The following is a 3,886-nucleotide window of genomic DNA, read 5'->3' as shown; positions in this document are numbered from 1 at the left end:
CCATCGCGATAACGCACGATACCGACGACCTTGTCGAGGAACTCGATGGGCTTTGGCTCTCCGGTGAGGGCGACGGCGCGCTTGTAGAGGTCCTCGATGGATGTCACCGGCAGACCGGCGGCCTTGAGGCGTTCGGCGACCTCTGGGCGCTTTGGGTTGACCGCGATGCCATGGTCGGTGACCAGGACGCCGACGGTCTCGCCGGGGGTGACCAGGGTGGTGACGTGACGGACCACGGTGGGGATGCGGCTGCGGATCAGGGGGGCGACGACGATCGACAGATTGGCCCCCGCCGCCGTGTCCGAATGCCCGCCCGAGGCTCCCCGCATCACGCCGTCCGAGCCGGTCAGCACATTGACGTTGAAGTCGAGATCGATCTCCAGCGCGCTCAGGATCACCATGTCGAGACGATCGACCGCCGCCGCCTTGGAGAACGGGTTGGCGTAGACATTGGTCGAGATTTCCACATGGTTGGGCGAGCTGCGCAGCGAGGCGGCCGCGTCGGCGTCGAAGCTCTGCGTGTCGAGCAGGGTGCCGATCAGGCCCTTCTTGTGCAGATCGACCATGCCGCCGGTGATGCCGCCCAGGGCCCAGGCGCATTTGATCCCCTTCAGCCGCATGCGGTGCTCGAGGAAGCGCGCCGTCGCCGTCGCCGAACCGCCGGTGCCGGTCTGCATCGAGAAGCCGTCCTCGAAGAAGCCGCCATGCTCCATCACGTCGGCCGACAGCCGGGCGATCAGCAATTCGCGGGGGTTGGTCGTCGCCCGCGCCGCGCCGACGCTGATCTTCGACGGATCGCCCACCTGATCGACCTTGACGATCCAGTCCACCTGATCCTGACGGATCGAGGCCGGCGTACTGGGATAGGCCACCACCTCCTCGGTCAGCAGCACGACGTTGCGGGCGAACTGCGCGTCAACCTGCGCATAGCCCAGGGACCCGCAATGCGACCGCCCCGAGGTGCCGTTGGCGTTGCCGAACGGATCGCAGGCCGAGACCCCCAGGAAGGCCACGTCGATGGCGATCTCGCCGCTCTGGATCAGCGCCACCCGCCCGCCGTGCGAGTGGATGTTGATCGGCAGATCCATCAGCCCGTTGGAGATCGCCTCGGCCAGCTTGCCGCGCATGCCAGACGTGTAGATCCGCCGGATGACCCCGCTCTTGATGTGCTCGATCAGCGGCGAGTTGCAGCTGAGCAGCGACGAGGACGCCAGGGTCATGTCCTTGAAGCCCAGGCGGGCGATGATATCGACCACCATATTGATGGTCTTGTCCCCCTCGCGGAAGCCGTGGTGGAACGAGATGGTCATCCCGTCCTTCAGACCGACGCGGCGGATCGCCTCCTCGATCGAGGGAACCAGTTTGCGGTCCAGCTTGGCCTGGCCGTCGGCAAGATGCGGCGTCTTGGCGGCAAAGCCGCCGAACAGGTCGCGCCCTTCGAGACAGGTCAGCCCTTCGAGCCTTTGATTTGAAAGAGTAGTCACGACGTGATCCTTCCCGAAGCTATTTACGGACGCCCGAGGCGTCGGCACGCTGCAACACCCGGTGCGCGTGATTGATGATCGGGGCGTCGATCATCTTGCCGTTCAGCGAGATGACCCCCAGGCCCTGGCGCTCGCCCTCCGCCGCCGCGGCGACGACCCGCTTGGCGTAGTCGACCTCTTCCTGGGTCGGCGCGTAGGCGTTGTGCAGAAGCTCGATCTGCCGAGGATTGATCAGCGACTTGCCGTTGAACCCGAGACGCTTGATCAGATCGACCTCCTTGAGGAAGCCCTCCTCGTCGTTGAGGTCCGAGAACACCACGTCGAAGGCGTCGATCCCGGCCGCCCGGGCCGCGTGCAGCACCGCGCAACGGGCGTAGTAAAGCTCACTGCCGTCGCCGCGCTCCGTCTGCATGTCCATCACATAGTCGAACCCGGCCAGCGCGATCCCGATCATCCGCTCCGACGAGCGGGCGATCGACAGCGCATTGACCACCCCCGCCGCCGATTCGATCGCCGCCATCAGCTTCGTCGAGCCAACCTTCCGCCCGCACTCCTTCTCGATGCGAAGGATCTCCGCCTCCAGCTGGTGGACGTCCTCGGCGCTGTCCGTCTTCGGCAGACGAACCACGTCGACGCCGCCCCGCACCGCCGCTTCCAGATCCTTCAGGCCGAACGGCGTCGACAGCTGATTGATCCGCACCACCGTCTCGATGTCCTGGTAGACCGGAAGCTGCAGCGCGTGGAACACCAGCAGACGCGCCGAGTCCTTCTCGCGCAGCGATACCGCGTCCTCAAGGTCGAACATGATCGAATCCGGCTTGTAGACGAATGCCGTGCTCAGCATCGCCGCGTTCGAGCCGGGAAGGAACAACATGCTCCGCCGTAACGTCATGACAGCGCACTCCAGTTCAGGTCCTGGCTTTCCACCCCGCGCAGGACCGCCGTCTGCACCCGCGCCCGGATCGCACAGTCCAGGGCTCCCTTGTCCTCGACAACCACCAGGCCCGCCTCGACATCCAGCTTGCCCAGCGTCTCGCGAACAACCTTCTCGATCTGCTCCCCGAACTGCCGGAGAACCTCGCTGTTGATCACAACCTCCAACGCCTCGTCCGTCGCGGGCGCCACCTTGACCAGCAGGTCGCTCGATTCAAGCGTCCCGGCCAGCGCCTCCTTCACGATCTTCATATTTACCTCTCACTTGTCCGTCGTTGGACCATGCCGTCCTTCAGTGGCACCGGCGTCCCTGCCGGTGTTCCGGCAAAGCCGGAAAAAAACCGTCAGGGCCGGCAAACACCGGCAGGGACGCCGGTGCCACCAGGACTTATAAAATTCCAGACTTCACCCCGCCGGACGCCACCGGCGGCGAGGCCGGCGTGAAGGACACCGTACGATATTTGTCGTACAGCAACTCCAGCGTCGCCGGCGGAACCAGCGCCTCGATCCGCTCGAACTCCCGCGCATTCAAAAGACGCCGGACCTCCGAGGCGGAAACCGGACCGCCAAGCCGCTCCATCCGCGGGATCTCGATCACCCGCACCGGCGGCGCCTTGCTCGACGCCGTCTGCAGCCACTGCTTCATGTCCTCGTTGTATTTGCGCGTCGTCGGGCAGAACGGTTCCGTGCCCACATAGCGATGCGTGATGCCCAGCGCCGGCGCGATGTAATTGCGAAACAGCAGAAGGTCCACCGCCGTCCGGCAGGGACCCACCATCCCCTTCTCCTTGAAGAAATACGCCGGAAACGTCGCCCGCGAGATCATGTATTCCGAGCCGTGATGAAGGCTCACCTTCTCGATCCCACGGATCCCCGTCTCCACCAGGCGGTAGCGGTCCTTGTAGGAAATCAGCGAGGCGTCCTCGGCCACCACGAACACATGCAGCCAGTCGCAGGCCTTCGCCGCCGCCTCCACCAGATAGCGGTGACCCAGCGTGAAGGGATTGGCGTTCATCACGATCGAACCGATCGCAGCCCCCTCCTTCCTTCCCGCCGCCAGCCGCTGGCAATAGCTCTTGATGCCGACCGGCGTGTTCTCCATCAGGCAGACGTAATCCGGAACCTCGACCAGCGGATAGAACCCGCAGCCTTCGAAAAACTCCACATTCTCCGGGCCCGTATACAAAAACAGATGCCCGTGCCCCCGCTCGTGCGCCAGGTGAACGACCTCGCTCACCAGGCGCAAACTGAGCGATTCCCCACGAAAATCAGGGTCGATCGCTACGCATTTGACGATGTTGCCCTCAAGACCCGCGCAGGCCACCAGGCGGCCATGCGGGCGGCAGACAACGAAAACCTCGATCCCATCCTCGTAATCCAGGCCGCTCTTGCGCAAAAGCGTCTGGATCTCCCCGCGAAGCGAAACCTCGCTCGACGGGTCTACAGGGTAAAAATCGAAATCGTCGAAC

Annotated in this window: 4 protein-coding genes; all 4 read right to left on the bottom strand. The window is 64.4% G+C overall.

Translation table 11 applies throughout. The features are described 5' to 3' along the window. Positions 1-1,484, bottom strand: a 1,484-nt coding sequence (gene citF, locus CWS72_RS27185) for a citrate lyase subunit alpha (protein WP_101253805.1), incomplete at its 3' end; no start/stop codon positions are given. A gap of 19 nt (positions 1,485-1,503) precedes the next feature. After that, positions 1,504-2,376, bottom strand: a complete 873-nt coding sequence (gene citE, locus CWS72_RS27180) for a citrate (pro-3S)-lyase subunit beta (protein WP_101253804.1) — start codon at positions 2,374-2,376, stop codon at positions 1,504-1,506. Further along, positions 2,373-2,669 carry a citrate lyase acyl carrier protein gene (gene citD, locus CWS72_RS27175; RefSeq protein ID WP_101253803.1) on the bottom strand — a complete coding sequence of 99 codons (297 nt, stop codon included), beginning with the start codon at positions 2,667-2,669 and terminating at the stop codon, positions 2,373-2,375. Before citD ends, citE begins: the two co-directional genes overlap by 4 nt. 136 nt (positions 2,670-2,805) lie before the next feature. After that, a partial coding sequence (gene citC / locus CWS72_RS27170; RefSeq protein WP_101253802.1) for a [citrate (pro-3S)-lyase] ligase occupies positions 2,806-3,886 on the bottom strand: 1,081 nt, incomplete at its 5' end.

Source organism: Telmatospirillum siberiense, from assembly GCF_002845745.1.
GTDB classification, from domain to species: Bacteria; Pseudomonadota; Alphaproteobacteria; order Rhodospirillales; family Magnetospirillaceae; genus Telmatospirillum; species Telmatospirillum siberiense.
This window is presented reverse-complemented; position numbering and strand designations above follow the sequence as displayed.